At 66.7% G+C, this 24814-nt stretch carries 23 protein-coding genes; 14 read left to right on the plus strand and 9 right to left on the minus strand.

Going from position 1 to position 24814, the window contains the following annotated elements:
• Positions 1–149: 149 nt before the first annotated feature.
• The 3 genes from QQ25_RS08525 (at position 150) to QQ25_RS08535 (ending at position 3512) form a co-directional block, all read left to right on the plus strand.
• On the plus strand, positions 150–1601 hold the full coding sequence (locus tag QQ25_RS08525; protein WP_039378228.1) for an FAD-dependent oxidoreductase: 1452 nt from the start codon (positions 150–152) through the stop codon (positions 1599–1601).
• A gap of 97 nt (positions 1602–1698) precedes the next feature.
• Positions 1699–2733, plus strand: a complete 1035-nt coding sequence (locus QQ25_RS08530) for a zinc-binding dehydrogenase (RefSeq protein WP_039378231.1) — start codon at positions 1699–1701, stop codon at positions 2731–2733.
• On the plus strand, positions 2730–3512 hold the full coding sequence (locus tag QQ25_RS08535; protein WP_039317114.1) for an enoyl-CoA hydratase: 783 nt from the start codon (positions 2730–2732) through the stop codon (positions 3510–3512). The genes QQ25_RS08530 and QQ25_RS08535 overlap by 4 nt, the downstream gene beginning before the upstream one ends.
• 13 nt (positions 3513–3525) lie before the next feature.
• Here the strand turns inward: QQ25_RS08535 and QQ25_RS08540 are convergent, their stop codons facing one another.
• From QQ25_RS08540 to QQ25_RS30960, 4 genes are all read right to left on the minus strand, one after another.
• On the minus strand, positions 3526–4536 hold the full coding sequence (locus tag QQ25_RS08540; RefSeq protein ID WP_234711878.1) for an NADP-dependent oxidoreductase: 1011 nt from the start codon (positions 4534–4536) through the stop codon (positions 3526–3528).
• Between the two features lie 72 nt (positions 4537–4608).
• Positions 4609–5016, minus strand: coding sequence for a nitroreductase family deazaflavin-dependent oxidoreductase (locus tag QQ25_RS08545; protein WP_039378232.1), 408 nt, complete (start codon positions 5014–5016; stop codon positions 4609–4611).
• 42 nt (positions 5017–5058) lie between these two features.
• Positions 5059–5523, minus strand: coding sequence for an OsmC family protein (locus QQ25_RS08550; protein WP_039378233.1), 465 nt, complete (start codon positions 5521–5523; stop codon positions 5059–5061).
• A 685-nt stretch (positions 5524–6208) separates the two neighbouring features.
• Positions 6209–6937: a hypothetical protein gene (locus QQ25_RS30960; protein WP_039378235.1), complete on the minus strand. Its 729-nt coding sequence runs from the start codon at positions 6935–6937 to the stop codon at positions 6209–6211.
• Here QQ25_RS30960 and QQ25_RS08560 point away from each other — a divergent pair.
• Positions 6930–9032 carry an Ig-like domain-containing protein gene (locus tag QQ25_RS08560; protein ID WP_234706054.1) on the plus strand — a complete coding sequence of 701 codons (2103 nt, stop codon included), beginning with the start codon at positions 6930–6932 and terminating at the stop codon, positions 9030–9032. The two genes, QQ25_RS30960 and QQ25_RS08560, sit on opposite strands and share 8 nt — an antisense overlap.
• 87 nt (positions 9033–9119) lie before the next feature.
• On the opposite strand, the gene QQ25_RS08565 is transcribed toward QQ25_RS08560, so the two are convergent.
• Positions 9120–9410 carry a WhiB family transcriptional regulator gene (locus tag QQ25_RS08565; RefSeq protein ID WP_039378236.1) on the minus strand — a complete coding sequence of 97 codons (291 nt, stop codon included), beginning with the start codon at positions 9408–9410 and terminating at the stop codon, positions 9120–9122.
• A gap of 437 nt (positions 9411–9847) precedes the next feature.
• On the opposite strand from QQ25_RS08565, the gene QQ25_RS08570 reads away from it, so the two are divergent.
• The 3 genes from QQ25_RS08570 to QQ25_RS08580 all read left to right on the plus strand — a co-directional run bounded on the left by QQ25_RS08570 (position 9848) and on the right by QQ25_RS08580 (position 12481).
• Positions 9848–10657 (plus strand): tetratricopeptide repeat protein, encoded by an 810-nt coding sequence (locus tag QQ25_RS08570; RefSeq protein WP_039317124.1) that lies wholly within the window; start codon positions 9848–9850, stop codon positions 10655–10657.
• Positions 10658–10746: 89 nt separating this feature from the next.
• A complete protein-coding gene (locus QQ25_RS08575) occupies positions 10747–11325 on the plus strand; it encodes a sigma-70 family RNA polymerase sigma factor (RefSeq protein ID WP_039317126.1) in 579 nt (192 codons plus the stop codon).
• Positions 11318–12481, plus strand: coding sequence for an anti-sigma-D factor RsdA (locus QQ25_RS08580; protein WP_039378238.1), 1164 nt, complete (start codon positions 11318–11320; stop codon positions 12479–12481). Before QQ25_RS08575 ends, QQ25_RS08580 begins: the two co-directional genes overlap by 8 nt.
• On the opposite strand, the gene QQ25_RS08585 is transcribed toward QQ25_RS08580, so the two are convergent.
• Positions 12472–12876, minus strand: coding sequence for a DUF5319 domain-containing protein (locus QQ25_RS08585; protein ID WP_003882245.1), 405 nt, complete (start codon positions 12874–12876; stop codon positions 12472–12474). The two genes, QQ25_RS08580 and QQ25_RS08585, sit on opposite strands and share 10 nt — an antisense overlap.
• A 157-nt stretch (positions 12877–13033) precedes the next feature.
• Here QQ25_RS08585 and guaB point away from each other — a divergent pair, with 157 nt between their 5' ends.
• The 4 genes from guaB (at position 13034) to phoU (ending at position 18381) form a co-directional block, all read left to right on the plus strand.
• Positions 13034–14575, plus strand: coding sequence for an IMP dehydrogenase (gene guaB, locus QQ25_RS08590; protein WP_039317184.1), 1542 nt, complete (start codon positions 13034–13036; stop codon positions 14573–14575).
• 29 nt (positions 14576–14604) lie between these two features.
• Positions 14605–15741, plus strand: a complete 1137-nt coding sequence (locus QQ25_RS08595; protein ID WP_039317186.1) for a GuaB3 family IMP dehydrogenase-related protein — start codon at positions 14605–14607, stop codon at positions 15739–15741.
• 177 nt (positions 15742–15918) lie between these two features.
• The gene (locus QQ25_RS08600) at positions 15919–17655 is read left to right on the plus strand and encodes a GMC family oxidoreductase (RefSeq protein ID WP_039317188.1); all 1737 of its coding nucleotides are present in this window, start codon (positions 15919–15921) and stop codon (positions 17653–17655) included.
• Positions 17656–17721: 66 nt separating this feature from the next.
• Positions 17722–18381 carry a phosphate signaling complex protein PhoU gene (gene phoU, locus QQ25_RS08605; RefSeq protein ID WP_039317190.1) on the plus strand — a complete coding sequence of 220 codons (660 nt, stop codon included), beginning with the start codon at positions 17722–17724 and terminating at the stop codon, positions 18379–18381.
• A gap of 6 nt (positions 18382–18387) precedes the next feature.
• Here phoU and QQ25_RS08610 read toward each other — a convergent pair whose 3' ends face one another.
• On the minus strand, positions 18388–19002 hold the full coding sequence (locus QQ25_RS08610; protein ID WP_276015605.1) for a TetR/AcrR family transcriptional regulator: 615 nt from the start codon (positions 19000–19002) through the stop codon (positions 18388–18390).
• A gap of 58 nt (positions 19003–19060) precedes the next feature.
• Here QQ25_RS08610 and QQ25_RS08615 point away from each other — a divergent pair, with 58 nt between their 5' ends.
• Complete coding sequence (locus tag QQ25_RS08615) at positions 19061–19780, plus strand: P-loop NTPase family protein (protein WP_039378240.1); 720 nt, start codon at positions 19061–19063, stop codon at positions 19778–19780.
• 1 nt (position 19781) lies between these two features.
• Positions 19782–21740 (plus strand): YhgE/Pip domain-containing protein, encoded by a 1959-nt coding sequence (locus tag QQ25_RS08620; protein ID WP_039378242.1) that lies wholly within the window; start codon positions 19782–19784, stop codon positions 21738–21740.
• A 1-nt stretch (position 21741) separates the two neighbouring features.
• On the opposite strand, the gene QQ25_RS08625 is transcribed toward QQ25_RS08620, so the two are convergent.
• Positions 21742–22641 carry a TauD/TfdA dioxygenase family protein gene (locus tag QQ25_RS08625; RefSeq protein ID WP_039378244.1) on the minus strand — a complete coding sequence of 300 codons (900 nt, stop codon included), beginning with the start codon at positions 22639–22641 and terminating at the stop codon, positions 21742–21744.
• A gap of 73 nt (positions 22642–22714) precedes the next feature.
• Between QQ25_RS08625 and QQ25_RS08630 the strand changes: the two genes are divergently transcribed.
• Positions 22715–23317, plus strand: a complete 603-nt coding sequence (locus tag QQ25_RS08630) for a TetR/AcrR family transcriptional regulator (RefSeq protein WP_039317198.1) — start codon at positions 22715–22717, stop codon at positions 23315–23317.
• On the opposite strand, the gene QQ25_RS08635 is transcribed toward QQ25_RS08630, so the two are convergent.
• Positions 23297–24748, minus strand: coding sequence for a catalase (locus QQ25_RS08635; RefSeq protein WP_039378245.1), 1452 nt, complete (start codon positions 24746–24748; stop codon positions 23297–23299). The two genes, QQ25_RS08630 and QQ25_RS08635, sit on opposite strands and share 21 nt — an antisense overlap.
• Positions 24749–24814 lie beyond the last annotated feature (66 nt).

Raw genomic sequence — 24814 nt, forward strand, 5'->3', positions numbered from 1 at the left:
CCTCCAGGTCTGCGGTCGGAACCGGGCGAATCACCCGGCGGTGGCGATCGTAGCGTCGGAGGGTGACGATCTCGTCGTTTGCCGGACCGCCGGCGCGACACGCCCTGCGACAGGCCGGTTTTTGATGCCAGGTGGCTCACAATGCGGACATGACGGAACCGCGGGAGTCACCGCGCGGGGTCTCGCGTCAGACGTTCCTGCGCGGCGCCGTCGGGGCGTTGGCGGCCGGTGCGGTTTTCGGATCGAGCCGCGCCAGTGCCGACCCCTCGGGTTGGGGTGATCTCTCTGCCGCCATCAGAGGCCAGGTGATCCTGCCGGACAACGGTGGTCAATTCGCCTCGGCCAAGGCGGTTTTCAACACCAACTTCAACGGCCTGGCACCGGCGGCGGTCGTCACCCCGAGTTCGGCGGAGGACGTGCAGAAGGCGATGGCCTTCGCCGCCACCCACAACCTCAAGGTTGCGCCCCGCGGTGGTGGGCATTCCTACGTGGGCGCATCGACGGCAAACGGCACCATGGTCCTGGACCTGCGGCAATTGCCCGGTGACATCGGCTACGACGCCGGGACCGGTTATGTCACGGTGACGCCTGCGACCCAGCTGTACGCGATTCACCAGACGCTCGCCGGCGCCGGGCGGGGCATCCCGACGGGAACCTGCCCCTCTGTCGGCGCGGCCGGGCACGCTCTCGGCGGCGGGCTCGGCGCCCAATCTCGCCGCGCGGGCCTGATGTCTGATCAGTTGGTGTCGGCGACGGTGGTGCTGCCCGGCGGCAAGGCGGTCACCGCATCGGCCAACCAGAATCCAGACCTGTTCTGGGCGTTGCGCGGCGGAGGTGGCGGCAACTTCGGAGTGACAACTGCGCTGACCTTCGCCACCTTCCCCACCAGCGAGGTGGATGCGGTGAACGTTCACTATCCGTTGCAGGCTTTCGCGCAGGTTTTGGTCGGCTGGCAGAACTGGCTCCGTTCGGCCGACCGCAGCAGTTGGGCACTGGCCGACACCATCACCGACCCGGGAGGCGCGCACTGCCGCATCCTCGCGACCAGTCCGGTCGGCTCCGGTGACGCCACGGCGACCGCGGTCGCCAAAGCGGTTGGGCTGCAACCGATGAGCGTAGAGAAACACACGTTCAACTACCTGGACCTGGTGCAATTCCTGGCCGTCAACAACCTCAACCCTTCGCCGCTCGGTTATGTCGGCGGATCCGATGTCTTCCAGTCGATCACCCCGGCGGTTGCCCAGGGGATCGCCGCGGCGTTCAACGCCTTCCCGGCCGGGGCCGGTCGCCCGTTGGTGATCATGCACGCGCTCGACGGGGCCCTCGCCACCGTGGGGCCGGGGGACACGGCGTTTCCGTGGCGACGGCAGTCGGCATTGGTTCAGTGGTACGTGGAGACCTCCGGATCACCGGCGGCAGCGGCCAGTTGGCTCAACACCGCGCATCAAGCGGTGGCCGCGTATTCGGTGGGCGGATACGTGAACTATCTCGAAGCGAACCAGCCCGCGTCGCGCTTTTTCGGTGCCAACACCTCCCGGCTGGCCGCTACTCGGCAGAAGTACGATCCCGGCCGGATCATGTTTTCGGGACTGAACTTCTGATGCCGTAGCGCCAGTGTGCTCACACGGCGCACACCATCCGGCTTAGCCTCGAGTCGTTGAGACTCACCTGGCCTGTGGACGAGCGAAGGAACCGAGCATGCGAGCAACCGTGATGTATGGGGCCGGCGACGTGCGCGTCGAGAACGTGCCCGACGCAGAATTGAAGGAAGCCACCGATGCCATCGTGCGGGTCACCCGTGCCTGCATCTGCGGCAGTGACCTGTGGCCGTACCAGTCGATGCCGCACAAGGACGGCGGCCGGCGCATGGGCCACGAGTTCATCGGCATCGTCGAGGACGTCGGCGCCGACGTCTCCGGACTTCGGCGCGGTGATCTGGTCGTGGCCCCGTTCGTCTGGGCGGACAACACGTGTGACTTCTGCCAGGAGGGCTTGCAGACGTCGTGCCGCCACGGCGGCGGGTGGGGCGCGCCGGGCGTCGACGCCGGCCAGGGCGAGGCCGTGCGCGTCCCGCAGGCGCAGGGCACGTTGGTGAAGCTTCCGGTGGCCGAGGATTCGGCGCTCATGGCCTCCCTGCTGACGTTGTCCGACGTGTTCTGCACCGGCCATCACGGTGTGGTGACCGCCGGGGTGGGGCCGGGATCGTCGGTGACGGTCATCGGTGACGGCGCGGTGGGTTTGTGCGCGGTGCTGGCGGCCAAACGGCTGGGTGCGGAGCAGATCATCCTGAACGGCCGCCACACCGTGCGGACCGATCTGGGACGCGAATTCGGCGCCACCGATGTCGTCGCCGAACGTGGCGACGAAGCGGTCGAGAAGATTCGCGAACTGACCGGCGGGGACGGTTCCCACGCGGTCATCGAATGCGTCGGCACCGAGCCGTCGCTGGCCACCGCGCTTGACGCAGTCCGCGCCGGTGGCCGGGTCAGTCGACTGGGGGTATCCCAATACACCGAGGTACCAATGGGTTTCGGAACCTTCTTCCGCAATGTCACGCTGACCGGGGGAGTGGCGCCCGCACGGGCCTATATCGAGGAACTCATGCCGGACGTTCTCGAGGGTGTCATCGAACCCGGCCGGGTCTTCGACCGCACCATCGGTCTCGACGAAACCCCCGACGGCTACCGCGCCATGGCCGACCGCGAGGCCCTCAAGGTGCTGATCGAGCCATGACACTGCTCCTTCAGGAACGCGACGGCCGGGGCGTCGTCACGCTGACGCTCAACCGCCCGCAGGCCTTCAACGCGTTGTCGGAGGCGATGCTGACGGCGCTCGGTGAGGCCATTGATGCGCTGGCCGAAGATGATTCGGTGCGTGCCGTGGTGCTCGGGGCGTCCGGTAAGGCGTTCTGCGCCGGGCATGACCTCAAGGAGATGCGGGCCGAACCGTCACTGGAGTACTACGAGCGCTTGTTCGCCCAGTGCACCGAGGTGATGCTGTCGATCCAACGGTTGCCGGTGCCGGTGGTCGCGCGGGTCCAGGGCCTTGCGACCGCAGCCGGGTGCCAGCTTGTCGCGATGTGTGATCTCGCCGTGGCAAGCGCCGACGCGCGATTCGCGGTCAGCGGCGTCAACGTCGGGTTGTTCTGCGCGACCCCGGGAGTGGCGCTCTCGCGCAACGTCCCGCGCAAGGCCGCGTTCGAGATGCTGGTGACAGGCGAATTCGTGTCTGCCGAACAGGCCCTGGCGTTGGGTCTGGTGAACAGGGTGGTGCCGGCCGATGGTCTCGACGACGAGGTCGAGACCATGATCGCGAGCATCGTGGCGAAGCCCCGCGTTGCCGTCGCCATGGGAAAGGCGTTGTTCTACCGGCAGATCGACGTCGACATCGAGTCTGCTTACGCGGACGCCGGCGCGACGATGGCCTGCAACATGATGGAGCCGAGCGCCCTTGAGGGAGTGCAGGCGTTCATCGAGAAACGCCCGCCGGACTGGCCGGGGGAGCGGGCTTAGCGAGCAGGCGGGCTCAGGCGGGCATCAGGCGGGCATTGACCTCGAGGAGGATCTTGCCTCGCACGTGACCCCCGGCGATGCGCCGTTGCGCCTCGGCGGCATCCGCCAGCTGAAGAATCTCGATATGTGGGGCGCGGATGCGGCCGGCGGCGAGCGCGTCGACCAGCGAATTGAGTTGGCGCTCTTGATTGGCATGGTTCGACATGGTCGGGACCACCGAGACGCCGAGCTCGGCTGCCCGAACCGGGTCGGGCATCGGCTCGTTGGCGATCAGAGTCGCGATCGGGGTGACGATCCCACCCCGTCGCACCATCTCGATCGAGTCGATCAGAGTGCCCTGCCCGACGGTGTCGACCACGAGGTCGACACCGTCAGGTGCCCACTCGCGCACCTGCTCTCGGATGCCTCCGCGCCGGTAGTCGATGGCCAGGTCGGCACCCAGGGCGCGGACATAGTCCAGATTTGACGGTCCGCACGTCGCAGCGACCTTCGCTCCTGCCATCGCGGCAAGTTGGATCGCGTAGCTGCCCATGCCGCCGGCGCCGCCGTTGATCAATACGGATGAGCCCTCGGTGACACCGCCCACGTCGAACAGCGCCTCCCAGCAGGTGCACCCTGCGGTCGGAATCGCTGCGGCCTCGGCGAAACCGACCGAGTCGGGCAGCTTGACGACTCGTTCCCGGTCGGATGCGACGTACTCGGCATAGGTGCCGCGCTCCCCGCGGCCCATGTTCGATGCGGTGAGCACCCGGTCGCCGACGGCGAGGTCGGAAACTGCCTCACCGACTTCGGCGATCACGCCGGCCGCGTCGAAACCCAGCACAAACGGAAACCGGTATTCGAAGAACTGCGCCAGCCACCCTTCGCGGTTCTTCCAGTCGGCCGGGTTCACCCCGGCGTACGCGACATGGATGACCACTCCGTCCGGAGCGGCCGTTGGCCGGTCGATAGATGCCGCGTACAGGACCTCCGGTCCGCCGAACTCGTCCAGCACCATCGCACGCATGGTCGGCTGTGATGTCATGGACCGACGGTAGGGGTGAAGAATCGCACTCCCGGAGCGCAGTTCCGCTCACCGGGACCGACGATCGGAGGGTCAGCGGCGCTGCAACTCGATCACCGGGATGACGCGGTCGGTCTTGGTCTGGTATTCGCCGAAGCCGGGTGCCTTCTCGACAATCCGGGGGTAGGCGGCGTCGCGCTCGTCCCGCGGCATCTCGCGCGCATGCACGTCGTAGGCGTCGGTGCCGATCTCGATGTGCGCGTCCGGATGTGCCCGCAGATTGTGCAACCACGCCGGGTCGACGTCAGCGCCCGCGTAAGACCCGACGATCGCGAGCTTTCCGTCAAGGTCGAACGCCATCACCGGGCTGACGCGCTCCTTCCCGCTCTTGGCTCCGGTGGTGTGCAGCAGAAGCAGGGTCGCGCCCTCGAACGGTCCGCCGACCTTGCCTCCGTTGGCGCGGAACTCGGCGATGATCTGGTCGTTCCAGTTGTCGGTCATGGCTTCCTTACTACGCCTGGGCGGCTCGATGGTGCACTCAGATCAGGAAACTTCGGTGGTGGTGATGTGGACCGACGAGGTCAGGGTCTGATGGACCGGGCATCGTTCGGCGATGCCCATGAGTCGTTCCCGCTGGGTATCGTCCAGGTCGCCGATCAACTCGATGTCGCGATCGATGTGGTCGATCATGCCTTTGGTGGTCTCGCAGTCGGCACAGTCTTTGGCATGAATGCGGGAGTGCCGCAACGCCACTCGGACTTTATCGAGAGCCCAGCCCTTGCGGTTGGCGTACATTCGCACCGTCATCGATGTGCACGCACCGAGGCCGGCCAGCACCAGGTCATAGGGGTTGGGCCCGGCATCGTCACCAACCGGAACCGGTTCGTCAGCGACGAGTTGGTGGCGCCCCGCGGTGATCTGCTGGGTGTAGGTCCCCGCACCTGTCTCGGCCACGGTCACCACGCCGTCGGGTGCTGCCGCCGCGCCCCCAGTTTCCTCAGATGTCATGCCACTCTCCTCAGCAGGTCGACCGATCGCGTCGGTTCGGATCGTCGCACGAGTCAACACGCAGTAACGGGCGGTTGCGGATCGGCGCGCGGCGCGATCCCAAGAGTTGATCAAGTGATCAGGTTCTGGGTGCCGTCTGGTTGCGGTTGAAGTTGCGGTTGAAGGGGGTCGGCGCGCCACCGTTGAGCCTATGACGATGGTGCGTGGCCGTCTGGCGTGAGGCGGTGGCGCCGGTAATCGTCGGCGCGCGTGACGGGTTGGCGCCAGGCCGCGGCGGACGGCCTGGCTGACCACAGGTTCACATTTGCTCGCGACCCGACCGGGTAGCGGTGGTCGAGCCTGAATCGTGGTGATGATTACCTTGTAGAACAACATTGCGGTCAACTTGGCGGAGTGCGAAACCCCGTCGAACGGGGACATGCGACCGCTCTCAATTGATTAGCTGGTGCGGTTGCTGATGTCCCGCTGGTGGCGGCCGGAGACGCTGTCCACGGCGGATCCTCAACCGTGCCACGCGGTTTCCTGTCGAGCGCAGACCGGGATGCGAATCTCGTAGTGGCACCGCCGCGCGCAGCAGTCTACCGAAATCTTTCGTTGACACCCCGTTGTGGTCTGTGTCACCGTTCCTGATCGATCGACCAAATTATTGCGACGTCGTATCGGAGCCGAACATGAGCAGCGACCGTCAGCCCGTCAACCACGTACCCGCCCCGCTTGCCCGGAGTGCGCCAGCCACCCGCGGGCCATCGCGGAGAGCGGCGGAGACTGCCGCGAGGGTCGGCGGATACGGCGGCATGGCCGTCGCGGCGTGGTTGGTCGCCGCGGTCGCGACAGGGTACGGAATTTCCGCGGCCGAGACCGACGGCGCGTCGGCAGACTCGCCGTCGACGAGTTCGGAGACCTCGGCCTCGACCGGAGAATCCTCCGGCGGCGCCAAGGCCCCGACGGCGTCGGCACCCGGTGCGACCGGAGGCGAGAGCGCGGCGGGGGCGGGCGGATCGCCGTCTACCAATCCGAAAGCCGGCGCGAAGAATTCGGGCAAGACTTCGTCGAGCACCCAGATCGCGCCCGGCGTGACGATCAGCAGCAGCGGTGGCGCCCACAGCATCAAAATCGGGTCACGCGACATCAAGCTCGGGCCGCCGGTGAAGGTACCGGCCCGCCCGTCGACGGAAATTCCCAGTGCTGAGGGGGCACAAGGCGATTCACCGGAGCCGGTGATCCCGAGCGAGGGGAACGAGGCCGGCGCGGCGCTCACATTGCCGTCGATCTCACTGCCCGGCATCGTGCCCACGGCACCCGTTCCGACGAAGAACGAGTCGAACTCGACGCATCTCACGGCGATCGGTGACGTGGAGGACTCGTTGAGTACCGCCGCGTCCACACTGGGTGGCGCGGCATCAAGGGTGAGCACCTCACTTGGTGTCGAAGATGCCCGTGCAGTCGTCAAGCGGTTCTCCGACACGGTCACCGAGTCGATCGCCACATCCACCGCAGAGGCTTTCAAGGCCGACACGGTCAGCAGAGCGGTGCGTACTCCGGTGGCCACCGCTGCCGTCACGCCGCTCAACCCGACGGCAGACGTTGCCGAAATAGGTTCTGGTGTCTTTGGATTCGTGAACGGGATTGTCACCGACCTTCTCAACCCGTTCCTGGCGCCGGCCCCCGATTCGCCGGAACCCTTGACACCGATGGCGTGGGCGCTACTGGCCTGGGTGCGACGTAACGCGTTCAACCAGGCACCGACCGTCACGTACAACCCGACCACCACGGTGCAGGCCGGGCAGACCGTCACGGGCAACATCGGCGCCGCCGATATCGAGGGCGATCAGCTGACCTACACCGTCACGAAGCAGCCCGAGCACGGCACGCTCACGATCGACCAGGCGACCGGCAACTTCACCTACACGCCCGACGACATCGACTACGACTCGATCCAAACCGACTCCTTCACGGTGTCGGTGAGCGACGGGAAGTTCAACGTGCTGAGCCTGTTCCGCCCGCACACTGCGGAATCGGACACTCCGCTGTCGGTGCTCAACCCGGCGATTGAGCGGGTCATCCTGGAGATGCCCGACGGCGTCAAGAATCCGGTCAATCCGCGGTATTCGGAAGACGGACAATCCATCTACTTCGCCGGCACGCCCACCGCCGGTGGTCGTCAGGAGATCTATCAGATCAGTGTCGACGGCAGCCAGGTCGAGTGCCTGACGTGTGGCGTGTCGATCGAAGAGACCGGCAACCTGGGCAAACCGGTTCCCTTCCAGGATGGTTCGGGGCGCATCGTGGTGGTGGTCGACGTGCCCGGACAGTCGCCCCGCTATTCCGTCTTCGAGGACGGCGTCGACGGGCGGCAGCTGGTTCCGATCACCACGCCGCCGGGCGGGGGATACGCCATCGACCAGCAACGCGAGATGCGGGTCTCGCCCGACGGAACTCACGTGTTGTTCACCCGAATTGTGTTGGGGCCGGACAACCTTGTCCAAGCGCTTCCCATCGTGGGCACGTTGACCCGTACCGAAGACGGGTATGTGGTCGAAGATGCACGGGTGGTGTATCCGACCGGTGAGGGCAAGCAGTGGACCCCCGATGGCAAGGGCGTCGTCATCCTCGGCGGGGCTTACGAGGCCGGCAATGTCGACGACATCGTGGTCGATCTGGAGACCGGTGAGGTGCGGCGGGTGACTGCCAACCTCGACTACGACGAGGACATGGACTACTCACCCAACCAGCAGTGGATCGCCATCGGAAGTACCCGCGGCCTCGACGCGCTGACGCCGATGACCAGGATCGTGCGGCCCAACTTCCTGCCGACCTATGTCAGCGCGCCCGTGTACTACCAGTACGCGATCCCGATCAACGTCTCGAATCAGGAATGGTTGGTCGCGGCAGAGGATGAGCTCAAGCGCGAGAACGGTATCCCGTTGTTCGACACCGGCGACGGATGGGCCGCCCGCAGCATGCCGAGCTGGAATACGGACGGCACCGCGGTCACGTTCTGGGAGTCCAGCGTCGACGATCCGACGCAGTCACGACTGGTGATCGCGAACCTGAAGTACACGACCAGCGTCGGGCCGGTGGCCGCCGACCGGTCTACTCCGAACCCGGACTGGGCTCCGGAACTCGGAAGCTACGTTCCCACCACCACACCGTTGCCTGCGACCGGATCGTACGCCGGTGCAGGCGGCGGGACCGCGGTGGTCAGCGAGGCACCGGACCCGACGGATCCGACCCGCACGATCCGCACCGTCACCTACACCGACTACGTCAACGAGGACGGCATGATCCTCAACGGCACGGAGTCGGCCGACTACACCGCCAACCAAGGCAACGTGCACTACGTCGCCGACATCACCGTCTCCGGAACACATTCCGGATATCTGAAGGCGGATGCCACCATCAGCCCGTTCGAGCAGTCGTTGACGGGTTACATCACCTCCGATCTCGACGGTGACGTGCAGAGCCTGCCCGACCTGGATGACGCGGAGGAGGCACAGCAGAACGCCTGACCCCAAACTGCCGGCCCAACTGAAAAGGCCCCATCCGTCGTGAGGATGGGGCCTTTTCAGCTCGGCGGGTGAAGTTTGCTGTATCGGTCAGGCGCTACGGCGGATGCCTCGCTTGAGCATGAGCTCGCGCTCCGACTCGCTCAGTCCACCCCAGATGCCGTACGGCTCACCGACGGCCAGCGCGTGCGACCGGCACTGGGTGATCACCGGGCAGCTGCGGCACATCTCCTTGGCGCGCACCTCTCGCTGTGCCCGTGCGCGTCCGCGTTCACCGTCGGGGTGGAAGAACATCGACGAATCGACGCCACGGCAAAGTCCTTGCATTTGCCAATCCCAGATATCCGCATTGGGTCCGGGAAGCTGCTGCGGCTGCGGCATATGGAAAACCCCTCTCTGCTCGCCCATTTCGCCAAAAGTGGGCGGTTTTGAGTCGGTGGAACCGAACTGAGCACGTGTCGCCGATGACCGCTCGTGCACACAAACTAGGGGGACTGAATAAAGCGCGTCAATAGGCTGCCCATGTGCTAAAGGGCATAACCGCAGGTCGAGAATTTACATCACGTTCATCGTTGTGATGCCTTGACCGAGACATGAGTGTTAGGGGTACGGCAACGGTGGCCGTGTTTTCCCTGTTCGGGCAGGCGAGGGCGGTGTCGCCAATTTTGGGCGGGCGATAGTTGGTTGACATGCCATTAACATTCAAGCCATCAATTGTTAACTATTGACCGGGGAGCAAAGTGAATTTCCGCGTGTCCGCCGGTTCAGGGTTGCCCGGGGGCTTGCAATGTCCACGGCATTGATAGCGTCGCCAACCGATGACTGCAATCGCGGCGGCCGCGCCGGTCCTGGCTGACGTCGCCTTCGGGGACGACCCCGGCCGGTGGCCGTTGCCCAGCGCGACCACCCCGCACGAGAGCTGGCTGCGGGCCGTCGCCGCGGGTGGGCAGGGGCGGTACGGCGTTGCCTTCGGTGAGCTCGCCTCCATCCTGCGATGCCCGGGCTCCGGCCCCCTGGTGTCGTTGGCGCACAGCACGCGGGCCTCGTTCCTTCGCCAACTGGGCGGGCATGCGCGGGCGCGCACTGCCGATGGCCAGGCATGGGCTCACCGCGGCGACGACGACGAGGCTGCCGCCGACGCGCTCGTCGGGCTGGCCGCCGATGCCCTCGGACTCGGCCGCTTCGGCGTATCGGCGCGGCTGCTGGACCGCGCGCGTGAGATCGACACGCCCGATGACTCCCGCCGGCGGATCCGCCTGTCGTGGGTGAGCGCCGAACTCGCGATGGTCCAGGGCGACGGTGCCGCCGCGGTCGACCACGCCCGGCGCGGCGTCGCGGTTGCCGCCGGTCACCGTTCCGCGCGCCACGCGGTCAAATCCGACGTCGTGCTGGCTGCGGCACTGTGCAGCGCCGGCGCGGTCGACGAGGCGCGGGAGATCGCCGACGCGGCCCTGCAGGCCACCGAGAAGTTCGGGTTGATCCCGCTGCGCTGGGCGTTGGCCTGCGTGCTGGCCGACATCGGCAGCGCGGCCCACGACGCCGCGCAAATCAGTCGGATCCGGGACCTCAGCGCCGATACAGTGCGTCGCAGAGGCGGCGTCTGGGCCGGCGCCCAGAACCGGCACTGATCACGGTTACCCCGCCCCGATCGTTATTGTTTAGCTGAGCCAACCGCCGCGAGTGTCGGTGCAACGTAACGCTGGAGAGATCGCCCACGATGACAAGTTCGGGAGACCGTCTCGACTTTGTCGTTGCTGAGGCAGTGGCAGGTGATCGGAACGCGCTCTCGGAAGTGCTGGAGATCATTCGGCCGATCGTCGTGCGGTATGTCCGGGCGAGGGTGGGGGCGACCGAGCGCAGTGGTCTCTCAGCTGATGACGTTGCGCAGGAGGTTTGCTTGGCCGCCATAACGGCGCTGCCGCGCTACAAAGATCAGGGACGTCCGTTCCTGGCCTTTGTGTATGGCATCGCTGCGCACAAGGTTGCTGACGCGCATCGCGCGGCGGCCAGGAATCGTGCCGAGCCCACGGACGTGGTGCCCGAGCGGTTCTCCCTTGACGCGGGGCCCGAGCAGTCCGCGCTCGACACCGAGTCCTCTGAGCGGATGTCCAGGTTGTTGTCCGTGCTGCCCGAAAAGCAGCGCGAGATCCTGATCCTGCGTGTCGTGGTCGGCATGAGTGCCGAGGAGACAGCCGAGGCTGTGGGCAGCACGGCCGGTGCGGTGCGGGTGGCTCAGCACCGTGCGCTGGCCCGGCTCAAGACCGAGATCATGGCGACGGGACGTGACCATGCCTGACTTCGGACGCTGGACATCGAACGGTGGTGATCCGTCTCTCAACGAGATCAACCGTTCCGAGAAATTCATCGAGGCGTTGTCCCTCGAGCGGCAGGTCTACGCCACCGACCACGAAGAGGCCGAACTGGCTGTGCTGCTGGCCGGATGGCGCGACGACGCCCGCCGCGCCCCGATGTCGGGCATCGCCACGCCCCGTGAGGCAGTGGCGGCGCTGGACAAGGCCACCTCGAAGGGGCGGGTGCGCATGCCGATGGCGCTCGTGGGGTCTATGGCGGCCGCGTTGTTGTGCCTCGGCGGGTTCGGTGCGGCGGTGTACGGGTCGGGCCCGGGCGACGCACTGTACGGCGTGCGCGGGCTGGTCTTCGGATCGGCGCCGGTGACGCGCGACGTGGGTGTCGAGTTGGCGTCCAGTGAGCTCAAGCAGGTTCAGCAGCTGATCGACGAAGGGCAATGGGAACAGGCGCAGCAGAAGCTGCAGACCCTCACCACCACCGTCGCCACCGTCGACGACCAGCAGCGCAAGCAGGAGCTCGTCGATCAGTGGCAGCAGCTGTCGGTGAAGGTGGAGAACCGCGACCCGAACGCGACCGTCCCGCCTGATGCGCCGCCGGTGGTTTTGCCCGAGGTGACGGTGACGACGACACCGTCCTCGCCGTCCGAGAGCACCTCAGGGGAGACGCCGACGTCGACGCCGACCACTGGGCCGTCGACCTCGCCGACCGAGACCACGCCCGGATCGGAGACGTCCAGCCCGTCGGCGACAACCGCGCCTTCGGCGACCACCGGGCCGTCCGAGACGTCTGCGCCGGCAACCCAGCCGTCCTCGTCCGCGCCGTCATCGCCGACAACCAGTGCCGAGCCGACGACGAGCGCGTCGGCGCCGGCTTCACAGCCTTCGGCGACACACACCTCGTCGGCACCTGTCACCTCGGCCGCTCCGGCGGCCGAGCCGCCGGTGACCAGCACGACCGTCGCTCCGGCGGTCGAGCCCACATCGGTGCCCTCGGCACCCCCGGCACGCACCACGGCAGCCCCTGCCGAGACCGGCAGTGGCGCAGGTCACGAGAACCCGGCGGGCGGGGGAAATGGTGAGGGGCCGGCATTGCCGACGATCGAGGTGCCCCTGTTGCCGGGGCTAGGCGGCGGTCAGCGGTAGCCGTCGGTGTCCGAGGTGGCCTCGTTGAGGGAAGCGTCGGCGTAGCCGCGGCAGTAATCCCATGTCACGTAGGCGTCGGGTTCGGGGTCGTAGGCCGGCTCGTGCGGGCGCACGGTGCCGTCGACAAGCAGCTGCAGCAGGTTGGCCCGCAGCATGTCCCAGTCGTGGTAGTGGTCCTGCTGGCATTCGTCACAGCACACGACGAGGCCGCGAATTCCCTTGTGCGCCAACAACGCTTCGTACACCGCGAGATCGGCTAGATCAGCCTCGACAGCCGTCCGTTCCTGGGGGTCCAGGGGCTGGCCCGGCTCGATGGCGTCCAGCGCAGCCGACGGATCGCACGGATCGTCGGCAAACGGATCGGGCGGCAAACCAGGGGGGAGGTGGTCACGCACGAGTCCCACACTACGCAGCCGTGCTCCCATCGCGCCAGCCGTCCGGATCCATGCAGGGATGTGCGCCTGAGGTGCAAGGAGCGGCAACATCACTGTAAATATCCGAGCCGATAGAATCTGGTTACACGCTTTACGCCTGCCACTGGAGGCCCCACCCATGTCGATCGCTGAAAGCAGCGTTCCCATCGCCGTACCGGTGCCGACCGGCGGCGACGATCCCACCAAGATCGCGATGCTCGGTCTCACCTTTGACGATGTGCTACTGCTGCCGGCTGCCTCCGATGTGGTTCCCGCCGCCGCTGACACCTCGAGTCAGCTGACCCGCAACATCCGCCTGCGCGTGCCGTTGGTCAGCTCCGCGATGGACACCGTCACCGAATCCCGCATGGCCATCGCGATGGCCCGTGCGGGCGGCATGGGTGTGCTGCACCGCAACCTTCCGGCCGCCGAGCAGGCCGCCCAGGTGGAAACGGTGAAGCGGTCGGAGGCCGGCATGGTCACCGACCCGGTCACCTGCTCGCCGACCGACACGCTGGCCGAGGTCGACGCGAAGTGTGCCCGGTTCCGGATCTCCGGTCTGCCGGTCGTGGACGGCTCGGGCGAACTCGTCGGGATCATCACCAACCGCGACATGCGATTCGAAGTGGACGAGAACAAGTCTGTCGCCGAGGTGATGACCAAGCCGCCGCTGATCACCGCACAGGAAGGTGTCTCGGCCGAGGCCGCGCTGGGGCTGTTGCGCCGTCACAAGATCGAGAAGCTGCCGATCGTGGACGGACAAGGCAAGCTGACCGGCCTGATCACGGTCAAGGACTTCGTCAAGACCGAGCAGTTCCCGTTGGCCACCAAGGACAGCGACGGTCGGCTGCTGGTCGGCGCCGCAGTCGGCGTCGGCGACGATGCCTGGGCCCGGGCCATGACCCTGGTCGACGCGGGTGTCGACGTGCTGATCGTCGACACCGCGCACGCCCACAACCGGGGTGTGCTCGACATGGTGGCGCGCGTGAAGAACGCTGTGGGCGAGCGCGTCGAGGTGGTCGGCGGCAACGTCGCGACCCGCGCGGCGGCCGCCGCACTGGTGCAGGCAGGTGCCGACGCGGTCAAGGTCGGTGTCGGCCCGGGCTCCATCTGCACCACCCGCGTGGTGGCCGGCGTAGGCGCCCCGCAGATCACCGCCATCCTTGAGGCGGTGGCAGCCTGCCGTCCATATGGCGTGCCGGTGATCGCCGACGGCGGCCTGCAGTACTCCGGTGACATCGCCAAGGCGCTGGCCGCTGGTGCCTCGACAGCCATGCTGGGATCGCTGCTGGCCGGCACCGCCGAGTCGCCCGGGGACCTGATCTTCGTCAACGGCAAGCAGTTCAAGAGTTACCGCGGCATGGGCTCGCTGGGCGCCATGCAGGGACGCGGCGGTGGCAAGTCCTACTCGAAGGACCGCTACTTCCAGGACGACGTGCTCTCCGAGGACAAGCTGGTGCCCGAGGGCATCGAGGGTCGCGTGCCGTTCCGTGGTCCGCTGGGGACAGTGATCCACCAGCTGACCGGCGGGCTGCGCGCCGCCATGGGCTACACCGGCGCGGGCACCATCGAGCAGCTGCAGCAGGCGCAGTTCGTTCAGATCACGGCGGCCGGGTTGAAGGAAAGCCACCCGCACGACATCACCATGACTGTCGAGGCCCCCAACTACTACACCCGCTGATTCGGTGGGGCAGGAGACTAAGAGCAGTCATGCGCGACATGGTTGAAATCGGCATGGGCAGAACCGCCCGGCGCACCTATGAGCTCGACGACGTCACGATCGTGCCCTCGCGGCGCACCCGCTCGTCCCAGGACGTGTCGACGGCGTGGCAGCTCGATGCCTACCGCTTCGAGGTTCCGGTCGTCGCGCACCCCACCGACTCCCTGGTGTCGGTGGAGTTCGCGATCGAGATGGGTCGGCTCGGCGGGTTGGGCGTGCTCAACGGCGAAGGCCTGATCGGCAGGCATGCCGATGTCGAGGACAAGATCGCCCAGCTCCGCGACGTTGCGGCGAGCGCTGACGATGACTCGGCGGCCATCCGGCTGCTGCAGCAGCTGCATGCCGCGCCGCTGGACCCCGAGCTGCTCGGTGCGGCCGTGGCCCGCATCCGTGAGGCCGGCGTGACCACCGCGGTCCGCGTCAGCCCGCAGAACGCCCAGGCGCTGACCCCGACGCTGGTGGCCGCCGGGATCGACCTGCTGGTCGTCCAGGGCACCATCATCTCCGCCGAGCGCGTCGCGTCCGACGGCGAACCCCTCAATTTGAAGACGTTCATCTCCGAGCTCGACGTCCCGGTGGTGGCCGGCGGCGTGCTCGACCACCGCACCGCGCTGCACCTGATGCGCACCGGCGCGGCAGGCGTGATCGTCGGCTACGGCTCGACGGCCGGTGTCACCACGAGCGACGAAGTGCTCGGCATCAGCGTGCCGATGGCCACCGCGATCGCCGATGCGGCTGCCGCACGCCGCGAGTACCTCGACGAGACCGGCGGCCGGTACGTGCACGTGCTGGCCGACGGCGACATCCATTCGTCCGGCGACCTGGCCAAGGCGATTGCCTGCGGGGCCGACGCGGTGGTGCTGGGCACGCCGCTGGCGGTCGCTGCCGAGGCGCAGGGCGGTGGCTGGTTCTGGCCCACTGCGGCCGCGCATCCGTCCTTGCCGCGTGGCGCCATGCTGCAGGTGGCGGTCGGGGAGCGCCCCGGTCTGGAACAGGTGCTGACCGGGCCGTCCGACGATCCGTTCGGTTCGCTGAACCTGGTCGGTGGCCTGCGCCGGTCGATGGCCAAGGCCGGGTACTGCGATCTCAAGGAGTTCCAGAAGGTCGGCCTCACGGTCGGGTCCTAGCCCCTGCGCGGGTCACCTTCGCCGGTGCGGGGCCTTTCGCCGGTTTCTACCGCTGGGTTGTGTCGATGCCGAGTTCGCGACCCTCATGTGGAAAGCGACGAGCGGCTCAAGGCTTCTTCTTTACAAGTTAGGGCTTCCTGTCTAGAAGTTACCTGTGGGTAGCGTCATACTGATCACATGAAGCCTGACTATGACGTCTTGGTGATCGGTTCGGGGTTCGGCGGCAGCGTCAGTGCGCTGCGGCTGACAGAGAAGGGCTATCGGGTCGGTGTACTCGAAGCCGGCCAGCGGTTCACCGACGCGGATTTCGCCAAGACCTCGTGGGATCTGCGCAAGTTCCTCTGGGCCCCGCAGCTGGGCATGTACGGCATCCAGCGCATCCATCTGCTGCGCAACGTGATGATCCTGGCCGGTGCCGGCGTGGGCGGCGGATCGCTGAACTACGCCAACACCCTCTACGTGCCGCCGGACCCGTTCTTCAACGACCCGCAGTGGAAGGACATCACCGACTGGCGGGCCGAGCTGATGCCGCACTACGACCAGGCTCAGCGGATGCTCGGTGTGGTGAAGAACCCGACCTTCACCGATGCGGACCGCATTGTCAAAGAGGTCGCCGACGACATGGGTTGCGGTGACACGTTCGTCGCGACGCCCGTCGGGGTGTTCTTCGGCCCCGACGGTGAGATGGCACCGGGCAAGACCGTGCCGGACCCGTACTTCGGCGGTGTCGGTCCGGCTCGCACCGGGTGTATCGAGTGCGGCGAGTGCATGACCGGTTGTCGGCACGGCGCCAAGAACACGCTCGTCAAGAACTACCTCGGGCTCGCGGAATCGGCTGGGGCGCAAGTACATCCGATGACGACGGTGACGAATTTCGAGCAGCGCGCCGACGGTCTGTGGGAGGTCACCACCGTCCGTACCGGCAGCAAGCTGCGTCGTCGCCGCAAGACCTTCACCGCGACGCACCTGATCCTTGCGGCCGGGACGTACAACACGCAGAAGCTGCTGTTCAAGATGCGGGACTCGGGAAAACTCGGAAAATTGTCCTCGCGTCTCGGCGTACTGACCCGGACCAACTCCGAGTCCATCGTGGGTGCGCAGACCCTGACGGTGTCGCCGGATCTGGATCTCACCCACGGCGTGGCCATCACCTCCTCGGTGCATCCGACCGCCGACACCCACGTCGAGCCGGTGCGCTACGGCAAGGGCTCCAACGCCATGGGGCTGCTGCAGACGCTGATGACCGACGGCACCGGGCCGAAGGGCACCGATGTGCCGCGCTGGCGGCAGTTCCTGGACCAGGGTCGTGAGCGGCCAGGGCTGCTGATCCGGCTGCTGAACCCGGCCCACTGGAGTGAGCGGACGGTCATCGCCCTGGTGATGCAGCATCTGGACAACTCGATCACCACCTTCACCAAGCGTGGGCCCGGGGGCAAGCGCGTGATGACGTCCAAACAGGGCCACGGTGAGCCGAATCCGACGTGGATTCCGGTGGGCAACGAGTTCACCAGGCGGATGGCGGAGAAGGTCGACGGGGTCGCGGGCGGCACCTGGGGCGAGTTGTTCAACATCCCGCTCACCGCGCACTTCCTCGGCGGGGCGGCCATCGGTGACAGCGCGGAGCACGGCGTCATCGACCCGTATCAGCGCGTCTACAACTACCCGACGCTGTATGTCATGGACGGCGCGGCCATTTCGGCGAACCTCGGTGTGAATCCGTCGCTGTCGATCACGGCGCAAGCCGAGCGGGCGGCGTCGTTGTGGCCGAACAAAGGGCAGGATGACCAGCGTCCGGCGCAGAATGAGCCGTACCGGAAACTGGCGCCGATCGCGCCGCAGCATCCCGTGGTGCCGGCCGAGGCTCCTGGCGGACTGCGGCGGCTGCCGATCGAGCCGGTCAACTCGGCCGGTTAGCGGCTGACCCTTTCCGGGTACCTAGTCCTCGCCGGGCGGCGAGGTCCGGCGGGGAGGGTGTGGCAGATGCGCAAGGCGTTCCACGACGAGTTGGCGGCATTGTGCAATCAACTCGCCGAGATGTGTGCCCTGGCGGTCAGTGCGATGCAGCGGGCCAACGAGGCCTTGCTCGACTCGGACCTGTCGCTGGCCGAGCAGGTCATCGCCGATCACGAACGCATCGCCGCATACGGCCATCGAATCGAGGAGTCGGCGTTCCGGCTGCTGGTTCTGCAGCAGCCCGTCGCCAGCGAGTTGCGCACGGTCGTCGGGTCGATGCACATCGCCGCCGATATCGACCGGATGGGCGCGCTCGCCATGCATGTCGCGGACATCTCCCGGTTGCGCCATCCCCAGTGCGCCGTGCCGGACGAGGTGCGTGCGAGCTTCACCGACATGGGATCGCAGGCGGTGCGGTTGGCCCAGACCGCGCAGGAGGTGCTGGTGTCGCGGGATCCCGAGGCCGCCGCGCGCCTGCGTGACGAGGACGACGCCGTCGACGCCGAGCACCGCCACCTGTTCACCCTGCTGCTGGATCGTCAGTGGGAGGACGGGGTGTGCTCGGCTGTCGATGTCGCATTGTTGGGCCGCTACTACGAGCGGTACGCCGATCACGCCGTCGAGATCGGCAAGCGGGTCATCTTCGAGGCCACCGGCGGCCGGCCTACCCACAAGAAGCTGGCCTGAGCCGCCTCACCGCGTGGCGGCGGGCGAGGATTCCAGCAGTGCTGTGAAAAGCCGGGTGAGGGTGTCGATGTCGATCGTGCCCGGCTGCAGCACCTCCTCGGTGGCGATACCGGAGGTGATGGTGACCACGAGTTGGGCCAGTGCCGACAGCTGGTGGCCGGGCAATGCGGTGCCGGCTTGTTCGACGATGTGCAGGGCCTGATCTGCGGCTGCGCGCCGGCGGGCCACGAGACGCTCGCGCAGCTGAGGATCGCGTATCGCGCGGAGCCAGTACTCGATCAGCACGATCTGGTACTCCGTCTGATCGTGAATCGAGTCCAGTGTTGACCGGCTCAGGGCTTCGGCGATCGTGGCGGTGTCGCCGCCGCCACTGTCGAGCGCGGTGGCGATGAGGGCGCCGCGACTCTCGAACTGCCGGTCCAGCAGGGCCAGGAACAGCTCGTCCTTGGATTCGAAGTTCGAGTACACCGCCCCTTTGGTGAATCCCGCGGCGTGACCGATGGCGTCGATGGTGGCGCCGGCGAACCCTTCGGCCGCGAAAACCGTCAGCGCGGCATCGAGGATCCGATCGCGTACCTCGTCGCGGGTGGGACGCGTGCGGGTGGGTTTGACAGCCGACATGACCACCACAATACTCGCTAGTATCGTATGGATACCAGTGAGTATCGAAAGGTCGCAGATGGAAGACAGGGACGAGGCCGGGGATGCCCAGGCCTCCGAGGACGCGGGCACGGCTGAGGTGCCCGAGGCCGCGCCGCAGATCGTGACCGCCGGTCTGGGGGTCGACGGCGAGCACGGACCGCTGTTCTCCGATATCGATCTCGCGCTCACCCCCGGATTCCATGCCATCCAGATGCCCGGCGGTTGGGGCCAGACCGCACTGCTGCTGACGCTGGCCGGACGGCTCAAGCCCAGCCACGGCACCGTGACCGTCTGCGGGGATACCGAGCCCCGCGCGATCCGGCGACACTGCGCGATCGCCGCGTTCGCCGACATCGACGAACTGGAGGACTCGGTCACCGTGCGGACAGTGCTCGCCGAGCAGCGCCGGTGGCTGGCCCCGTGGTACCGAAGGGTGCCGATCGAGGCCGGCGAATCCGCACTCCGCGAGGTCTTCGGAGAGTTGACGCCGCCCGCGCCCGAGACCTACATCAGTGAACTGTCCGATCTCGACCTGTTCCTGCTGAAGGTCACCCTGGCGCTGTTCTCGAATCGCCCCATCCTGGTCGTCGGCGACCTCGAACAGGTCAGGGACAACTCGCGACGGGCGACCGCGGTCGAACGGCTCGGCGCCATCGCCACACAGCGCAGTGTCGTCGTCGGCGTGACCAACCCGCTCGGTGTGGAAGCCCCCGACCACGATCTGCATGATCACCGCATCCTGACCGGAAAGAACTGAAATGTTGGCTGGACTCGCTTTCGGCTCGGAAATCAAACGCTTCGGCCGCAGCCGAATGACCCGCGCCGCGATCGTGGTGCTGATGCTGCTGCCGCTCGTGTACGGCGCGCTCTACCTCTGGGCATACTGGGACCCGTTCGGGCAGGTCGACAAGATGCCGGTGGCACTCGTCAATTCCGATCGGGGAGCGGTGGTTTCGGGTCAGCAGATCAACGTCGGCTCCGAGATCGCCAAGAGCTTGACCGACGATGCCAGCCTGAACTGGCACGTGGTGGATGCCGACGAGGCGCGCCAAGGTGTCGACCATGGCCAGTACTACTTCATGCTGGAGTTGCCCCCCGATTTCAGCGAGGCCATCGCCTCACCGCTGACCGGAGATCCCAAGCAGGCCAACCTGAACGCGGTCTACAACGACGCCAACAACTACATCTCGTCCAACATCGGCCGCACGGCCATCGACCAGGTGCTCAATGCGGTATCGACCCGGATCTCGGGCCAGGCGGTCAACCAGGTGCTCTCGGTCGTTGTCAGCTCGGGTGCGGGGATAAAGCAGGCGGCAGACGGAGCCGGCCAACTCGCCGATGGGGCAGTCAAAGTCGACGACGGCGCCGGCCAGCTGGCGTCCGGATTGCACACGGCGCGATCCGGCTCGGCCCAGCTGGCCACCGGCGCCAAGCAGCTCTCCGACGGCATCACGAAGGCCACCGATCCGCTGGTGGCGGTCACGTCGGCACTGTCGAAGGTCGGCGGCGACACTCGACAGCTCGAGGAGGGCACCGCGGCATTGCGGCAGGCCAACGACCAGATCGGCGCCGTCACCGGCGCGCAGGATTCCGCCGCGACGGCATTGAACACGGTGATCGATCAGCTCTCGACCAGCCCGGATCCGATCGCCAACAATGCCGCCGGAACCCTGCGCGGGGTGGCCGATGACCTTCGGGCCCACCAGTTCACCCCGCAGATCCGTCAGCAGCTCACCGACGCCGAGAACGCGGCGATCTCGATGACGTCATCACTGCGCAACCCGGGCAGCCCGCTCAACTCCGCGCTGAATCAGGTGGGCAGCAAGAACTCCGACCTCAACGCCAAACTGAACCAGCTGCGCAGCGGCGCTCAGCAGCTGGCTTCTGGCAACGCCGAATTGGCCAGTGGCATCGCGAAACTCGATACCGGCGCCGGGCAGCTGAAATCGGGCACCACGCAACTGCGGTCCGGTTCGGCCGAGCTGGCGACCAAGCTCGCCGACGGTGCCGGCCAGGTGCCGGACTGGACGCCCGCGCAGAAGGAGGCGATCGCCGACACCATCGGGGGCCCGGTTCACCTGCAGAACTCGTCGGAGAACGCCGCGCCCAACTTCGGCACCGGAATGGCGCCGTTCTTCATCACGCTCGCCCTGTTCTTCGGTGCGCTCGTGCTGTGGATGGTGTTGCGGCCGTTGCAGAACCGGCCGATCGCCGCGGAGGTACTGGCGATCCGCGTGGCGCTCGCCAGCTACCTGCCCGCGGCGGTGATCGGGATATTCCAGGCGATCATCCTTTATTGCGTCGTGCGATTCGCGCTCGGCATGCAGGTGGCACACCCGGTCGCGATGCTGGGCTTCATGATCCTGGTGTCATGCGCCTTCGTCGCCGCGACCCAGGCGATCAACGCATTGGTCGGGCCCGCGGTGGGCCGGGTGCTGCTGATGGCCCTGCTCATGCTCCAGTTGGTCAGCGCGGGCGGCATGTATCCGGTGGAGACGACCTCACGGCCGTTCCAGGTGTTCCACAGCTATGACCCGATGACATACGGCGTCAACGGTTTACGTCAGCTCATCCTCGGCGGGATCGATCACCGGCTCTGGCAGGCGATCATCACGCTGCTGGTGATCTGGGCCGGCGCGCTGACCATCTCGGGGTTGTCGGCGCGACGTAACAGACTGTGGAACATGACCCGGCTGATGCCCGCGATCAAGATGTGAGTCAGACCGCCTGGAGCAGAGCGGCATCCGCGAGCGGGCGGCTGCGCTGCCCGTGGATGTCGACGGGTACGTCGCCGGCGAGCGTCACGCGGTGCATCACGCGGCGCTGGTTGTCGTAGTCGTCGACCGCGCGGTGCTGGGTGGCCCGGTTGTCCCAGATCGCGACGTCACCGGGTGACCAGTTCCAGCGAACCGTGTTCTCCGGAACGGTGATTCGGCGCTGCAGCAACTCCAGCAGGGTGGCCGATTCGTGGCTGTCGAGGCCGAGGAAGCCGCGGGTGAAATCGCCTGCCACCAGGGTGCGTTCGCCGGTCTCGGGATGCACCCGCACCACGGGGTGCTCGGTGCGGAAGTCGGGCTTCTCGAAGGCCGCCCGCAGCTGCTGCTGTTCGTCGCTGAGCGCGGCAGCCGCCACCGCCGCGTAGTCGAAGCGGTTGCTGTGCACAGCCCACAGGTTTTCGGTCAGCCGCTTGAGCGGTTCGGGCAGTGCGTCGTAGGCCGCCGCGGTGGAGGCCCACAGGGTCGAGCCGCCGTACTCCGGCAGTGTCACCGCCCGCAGGATCGAGATGGCGGGGTAGTCCGGCACGAACGTGACGTCGGTGTGCCAGCGGGTGGCCTTGGCGTACTCGGAGTCGATGGGGGTGATCAGTGGAGCCTCATCGGACTTGAGCGCGTGGTGGCCGATGGGCCGGCCAAGCAGGCGGGCGAACGCGTTCTGCTCTTCGTCGGTGAGATCGTGCTGACCGCCGAAGAAGATCACCTTGTGTTGCAGCAGGGTGCGCCGGATCTCGGTGACCGTGCTCTCGTCGAGGTCTCCGGACAACCGCACCCCGTCGATGCGGGCACCGATTCGGCTGCCGAGCTTCTTGACGGTGAGGGCAGTGGTGCTGGATGCGGTCATCGGATTGTCCTTTGCGCTGGTCGGAACAAATGTAGTCAAGCGACTACACCTGCATGTGGGCTAGTGTAGCCACATGACTACACCGACGCCACCGTCCAAGGATGCGGCGGGCCCGGTCGGCCGGGAGGAGGTGGTGGCGGCCGCACTGGCGGCCGCGGCGGAGCTGTTCGCCGCGCAGGGACCGGCCGCCACGTCGATCCGGGACATCGCCGCCAGGTCCAAGGTCAACCATGGGCTGATCTACCGGCACTTCGGCACCAAAGATCAGCTGGTGGGCGCCGTACTCGATCACCTCGGCGGCCGGCTCACTGACTTGCTGGATGCCGGCGGTCCGGCCGACGAGATCGACCGGACCTTGGACCAGCACATGAGGCTGATGGCCAGGGCTGTGCTCGACGGCTATCCCGTGGGGCGTCTCCAGACGCGGTTCCCGGGGGTGACCAGGCTGCTCGGCCAGGTGCTCCCGCATTTCGCGGATGAGCGCAGTGGACGGCTCGCCGTCGCCAATGCCGTTGCGCTGCAACTGGGTTGGCGGTTGTTCGAGCCGTTCCTCAAATCGGCCACCGGCCTGGACTCACTCAGCGACGATGAAATGCGCGCCGCGGTGGTTGCCGAGATCGCGCACATCCTCGGACCCAGCGGCTCTGCGGGTTGGTCAGCCGTTGCGGACGGCTGATTCGACCTTCTCGCCGAGTTGCTTGTCGACGTTCTTCCAATATTCGAAAGCCCGTTCCAGGACATGCTCGGAGACGCCCTTCGACAGGTGCCCGGCGATGTTGGACACCAGGCGTGCCCGCGCCGCGTCGTCGAGCACATCGCGCACCAGCGTTCCGGCCTGACCCCAGTCGTCGTCCTCGGCGTGCAGGCTGTACGCCGCACGCACCATGTCACCGTCGGCGTGCCACAGTGATTCGCCGGTACGCGCCGGATCGGCCTGCGGGCCGCCGTACGAATTCGGGGCGTACACCGGATCGGACACGTTCTTGATCCGCATGGCGCCGTCCTTCGAGTAGCTGTTCACCTCCACCTTCGGCGAGTTGACCGGAATCTGCTTGTAGTTGCTGCCGAGCCGGTGGCGGTGGGCATCGGCGTAGGAGAAGTCACGCGCCAACAGCATCTTGTCGGGACTCAGGCCGGTGCCGGGCACCCGGTTGTTCGGTTCGAAGGCGGCCTGCTCCATCTCGGTGTGGTAATCGGTGACGTTGCGGTCCAGGCGCAACGTGCCGACGTCGATCAGCGGATAGTCGCCGTGCGGCCACACCTTGGTCAGGTCGAACGGATTGAACCGATAGTCCTTGGCCTCCTCGAACGGCATGATCTGCACCTTCAACGACCAGGTCGGGAACTCGCCGCGCTCGATCGCCGAGTACAGGTCGCGCTGATGGGCATCGCCGTCGATGCCGGCCATCTCATCGCCTTCCTCCTGGGTGAGGAACTCGACGCCCTGGTCGGTCTTGAAGTGGTACTTGACCCAGAAGATCTCCCCGGCCGCGTTGATCCAGCTGTAGGTGTGGCTGGAGTAGCCGTTCATGTGCCGCCAGTCGCGGGGGATGCCACGATCGCCCATCAGCCATGTCACCTGATGTGCTGACTCGGGGGACAGCGTCCAGAAATCCCACTGCATGTCGTGATCACGCAGGTTGTTACCGGCCCGCCGTTTCTGGGAGCGGATGAAGTGCTGGAACTTCAACGGGTCACGCATGAAGAACACCGGCGTGTTGTTGCCGACCATGTCGAAGTTGCCGTCGGACGTGTAGAACTTGGTGGCGAACCCGCGCGGGTCGCGCCAGGTGTCTGGGCTGCCGCGCTCGCCGGCGACGGTCGAAAACCGGGTCAGGGTCTCGGTTTTGACGCCCGGCTGGAACAGTGCGGCCTTGGTGTACGCGCTGACGTCGTTGGTGACCTCGAAATGGCCGAATGCGCCTCCGCCTTTGGCATGCGGCTGGCGCTCCGGGATCCGCTCCCGGTTGAACATCGCCATCTGCTCGATCAGATAGTGGTCTTGCAGCAGGATCGGCCCGTCGGGACCGATCGTCAGCGAGTGTTCGTCGCTGTAAACCGGGATTCCGGCGTCGGTGGTTGTCGGCTTGGGCTGTGTACCGGTCACCGCGCGCTCCTTTCGCTGTTCAGCGGCGGGCGCCAAGCAGCGACGCCACCGCCGTGACGTACGAGA

Origin of the sequence: Mycolicibacterium setense (genome assembly GCF_000805385.1) — a bacterium.
GTDB lineage: Bacteria > Actinomycetota > Actinomycetes > Mycobacteriales > Mycobacteriaceae > Mycobacterium > Mycobacterium setense.

Bases quoted from the DNA above. Each gene is read 5' to 3' on its own strand.
- QQ25_RS08525 (WP_039378228.1), top strand. From the start codon at position 150: ATGACGGAACCGCGGGAGTCACCGCGCGGGGTCTCGCGTCAGACGTTC.
- QQ25_RS08530 (WP_039378231.1), top strand. From the start codon at position 1,699: ATGCGAGCAACCGTGATGTATGGGGCCGGCGACGTGCGCGTCGAGAAC.
- QQ25_RS08535 (WP_039317114.1), top strand. From the start codon at position 2,730: ATGACACTGCTCCTTCAGGAACGCGACGGCCGGGGCGTCGTCACGCTG.
- QQ25_RS08540 (WP_234711878.1), bottom strand. From the start codon at position 4,536: ATGACATCACAGCCGACCATGCGTGCGATGGTGCTGGACGAGTTCGGC.
- QQ25_RS08545 (WP_039378232.1), bottom strand. From the start codon at position 5,016: ATGACCGACAACTGGAACGACCAGATCATCGCCGAGTTCCGCGCCAAC.
- QQ25_RS08550 (WP_039378233.1), bottom strand. From the start codon at position 5,523: ATGACATCTGAGGAAACTGGGGGCGCGGCGGCAGCACCCGACGGCGTG.
- QQ25_RS08565 (WP_039378236.1), bottom strand. From the start codon at position 9,410: ATGCCGCAGCCGCAGCAGCTTCCCGGACCCAATGCGGATATCTGGGAT.
- QQ25_RS08570 (WP_039317124.1), top strand. From the start codon at position 9,848: ATGACTGCAATCGCGGCGGCCGCGCCGGTCCTGGCTGACGTCGCCTTC.
- QQ25_RS08575 (WP_039317126.1), top strand. From the start codon at position 10,747: ATGACAAGTTCGGGAGACCGTCTCGACTTTGTCGTTGCTGAGGCAGTG.
- QQ25_RS08580 (WP_039378238.1), top strand. From the start codon at position 11,318: ATGCCTGACTTCGGACGCTGGACATCGAACGGTGGTGATCCGTCTCTC.
- guaB (WP_039317184.1), top strand. From the start codon at position 13,034: ATGTCGATCGCTGAAAGCAGCGTTCCCATCGCCGTACCGGTGCCGACC.
- QQ25_RS08595 (WP_039317186.1), top strand. From the start codon at position 14,605: ATGCGCGACATGGTTGAAATCGGCATGGGCAGAACCGCCCGGCGCACC.
- QQ25_RS08600 (WP_039317188.1), top strand. From the start codon at position 15,919: ATGAAGCCTGACTATGACGTCTTGGTGATCGGTTCGGGGTTCGGCGGC.
- phoU (WP_039317190.1), top strand. From the start codon at position 17,722: ATGCGCAAGGCGTTCCACGACGAGTTGGCGGCATTGTGCAATCAACTC.
- QQ25_RS08610 (WP_276015605.1), bottom strand. From the start codon at position 19,002: ATGTCGGCTGTCAAACCCACCCGCACGCGTCCCACCCGCGACGAGGTA.
- QQ25_RS08615 (WP_039378240.1), top strand. From the start codon at position 19,061: ATGGAAGACAGGGACGAGGCCGGGGATGCCCAGGCCTCCGAGGACGCG.
- QQ25_RS08620 (WP_039378242.1), top strand. From the start codon at position 19,782: ATGTTGGCTGGACTCGCTTTCGGCTCGGAAATCAAACGCTTCGGCCGC.
- QQ25_RS08625 (WP_039378244.1), bottom strand. From the start codon at position 22,641: ATGACCGCATCCAGCACCACTGCCCTCACCGTCAAGAAGCTCGGCAGC.
- QQ25_RS08630 (WP_039317198.1), top strand. From the start codon at position 22,715: ATGACTACACCGACGCCACCGTCCAAGGATGCGGCGGGCCCGGTCGGC.